Here is a 3,173-nt window from a genome sequence, read left to right on the forward strand (position 1 = left end):
TAAAGAAAGGCAGCGACATACTCTCCCACATAACTGCAGTACCATCTGCGCAGGCGGGCTTAACTACTCTGTTCGGGATGGGAAGAGGTGAGCCCCGCCGCAATAACCACCTTAAGAATTTAAGGCATTAGCCAACAGCCATAAGCCATTAGTCTTTGCACGGGTTCATTAAACTTTTGGCTATTGCCTTTTGCCTAATGACCAATATTTTAACATACTGAGATAAAGAAATCAAATAAAGTATTAGAAAGTTTCCCCTGCGCCCTTAGGCGCAGGTGAGATGTACATAAGCTTACGGGTTATTAGTACTACTCGGCTATGACATTACTGCCTTTACACCTATAGCCTATCAACGTGGTCATCTTCCACGACCCTTAAAAGAAATCTCATCTTGTGGTGGGTTTCGCGCTTATATGCTTTCAGCGCTTATCCCTTCCCAACGTAGCTACTCTGCGGTGCCCCTGGCGGGACAACAGATACACTAGAGGTTAGTCCAATTCGGTCCTCTCGTACTAGAATCAGATCCACTCAAATTTCTAACGCCCACAGTAGATAGAGACCGAACTGTCTCACGACGTTCTGAACCCAGCTCGCGTGCCACTTTAATGGGCGAACAGCCCAACCCTTGGGACCTTCTCCAGCCCCAGGATGTGACGAGCCGACATCGAGGTGCCAAACCCCCCCGTCGATATGAGCTCTTGGGGGAGATCAGCCTGTTATCCCCGGCGTACCTTTTATCCTTTGAGCGATGGCCCTTCCATGCGGAACCACCGGATCACTATGCTCTACTTTCGTACCTGATCGACCTGTATGTCTCTCAGTCAAGCTCCCTTATGCCATTGCACTCTACGCACGGTTACCAAGCGTACTGAGGGAACCTTTAGAAGCCTCCGTTACTCTTTTGGAGGCGACCACCCCAGTCAAACTACCCACCAAGCAATGTCCCCCCGGCTGGGGGTTAGGCCTCAGATAAACAAAGGGTTGTATTTCAACAATGACTCCACAACGCCTGGCGACGCCGCTTCATAGTCTCCAACCTATCCTACACATCATTTATCCAAGGTCAATACTAAGCTATAGTAAAGGTGCACAGGGTCTTTTCGTCCCACTGCGGGTAAACGGCATCTTCACCGTTACTACAATTTCACCGAGCTCATGGCTGAGACAGTGTCCAGATCGTTACACCATTCGTGCAGGTCGGAACTTACCCGACAAGGAATTTCGCTACCTTAGGACCGTTATAGTTACGGCCGCCGTTTACTGGGGCTTCAATTCAATGCTTCTCCGAAGATAACATCTCCTCTTAACCTTCCAGCACCGGGCAGGTGTCAGGCCCTATACTTCATCTTACGATTTTGCAGAGCCCTGTGTTTTTGATAAACAGTCGCCTGGACCTCTTCACTGCGGCCCCGATTACTCGGGGCGACCCTTCTCCCGAAGTTACGGGTCTATTTTGCCTAATTCCTTAGCCATGAATCTCTCGAGCACCTTAGGATTCTCTCCTCGACTACCTGTGTCGGTTTGCGGTACGGGTACTGATTACCTGAAGTTTAGAGGTTTTTCTTGGAAGCCCTTAGGCGCACTATCTCTTTGTCCGAAGACTCCGAGTACTATCGTATTTCCCCAAAATCTGTGGATTTGCCTGCAGATCTTATAGGTAGGTACTTCAACGAACTATTCCGTCAGTTCGCGGCGCTTTCATCACTCCGTCACCCCATCACAGTAATCAGTAGTACGGGAATATTAACCCGTTGGCCATCGACTGTCCCTTTCGGGTTCGCCTTAGGTCCCGACTAACCCACAGCTGATTAGCATAGCTGTGGAAACCTTAGTCTTTCGGTGTGCGGGTTTCTCGCCCGCATTATCGTTACTTATGCCTACATTTTCTTTTCCAGCCAGTCCAGCATACCTTACGATACACCTTCAACCCTGCTGGAATGCTCCCCTACCACTTTGTATTGCTACAAAATCCATAGCTTCGGTAATATGTTTATGCCCGATTATTATCCATGCTCGTCCGCTCGACTAGTGAGCTGTTACGCACTCTTTAAATGAATGGCTGCTTCCAAGCCAACATCCTAGCTGTCTGGGCAGACAAACCTCGTTCTTTCAACTTAACATATATTTGGGGACCTTAGCTGATGGTCTGGGTTCTTTCCCTCTCGGACTTGGACCTTAGCACCCAAGCCCTCACTGCACGGAAACATTATATAGCATTCGGAGTTTGTCAGGAATTGGTAGGCGGTGAAGCCCCCGCATCCAATCAGTAGCTCTACCTCTATATAACTTTGCGCCGTGCGCTGCACCTAAATGCATTTCGGGGAGTACGAGCTATTTCCGAGTTTGATTGGCCTTTCACCCCTACCCACAGGTCATCCGAAGACTTTTCAACGTCAACCGGTTCGGACCTCCACACTGTGTTACCAGCGCTTCATCCTGCCCATGGGTAGATCACACGGTTTCGCGTCTAACACTACTGACTAAAGCGCCCTATTCAGACTCGCTTTCGCTACGGATCCGTGACTTAATCACTTATCCTTGCCAGCAACGTTAACTCGTAGGCTCATTATGCAAAAGGCACGCCGTCACCCCACAAAAGGGCTCCGACCGCTTGTAAGCGTATGGTTTCAGGATCTATTTCACTCCGTTATTCACGGTTCTTTTCACCTTTCCCTCACGGTACTGGTTCACTATCGGTCTCTCAGGAGTATTTAGCCTTAGCGGATGGTCCCGCCAAATTCAGACAGGGTTTCACGTGCCCCGCCCTACTCAGGATACCACTATCTATTATACTTGTTACCCATACGGGGCTATCACCCTCTATGGCGTCACTTTCCAGCAACTTCTGGTTCCTTGTACATAAAATGCCGTGGTCCTACAACCCCAGCACTGCCGTAACAGCACTGGTTTGGGCTAATCCGCGTTCGCTCGCCACTACTTACGGAATCACTTTTGTTTTCTTCTCCTCCGCCTACTTAGATGTTTCAGTTCAGCGGGTTTGCCCACCTATCGGTGTGCTATGTCTTCAACATAGCGGGTTGCCCCATTCAGGTATTTACGGATCAAGTCTTGTGTGCAGATCCCCGTAACTTTTCGCAGCTTATCACGCCTTTCATCGCCTCTGAGAGCCTAGGCATCCCCCATACGCCCTTATTTTGCTTATTGTACCAATC

2 rRNA genes are annotated in these 3,173 nt (G+C 49.4%); both read right to left on the bottom strand.

Going from position 1 to position 3,173, the window contains the following annotated elements:
* Positions 1-4: 4 nt before the first annotated feature.
* Positions 5-114 (bottom strand): 5S ribosomal RNA (gene rrf / locus C8P67_RS21620).
* A gap of 168 nt (positions 115-282) precedes the next feature.
* A 23S ribosomal RNA gene (locus C8P67_RS21625) occupies positions 283-3,165 on the bottom strand.
* Positions 3,166-3,173 lie beyond the last annotated feature (8 nt).

Origin of the sequence: Flavobacterium aquicola (assembly GCF_003385115.1) — a bacterium.
Lineage (GTDB): Bacteria > Bacteroidota > Bacteroidia > Flavobacteriales > Flavobacteriaceae > Flavobacterium > Flavobacterium aquicola.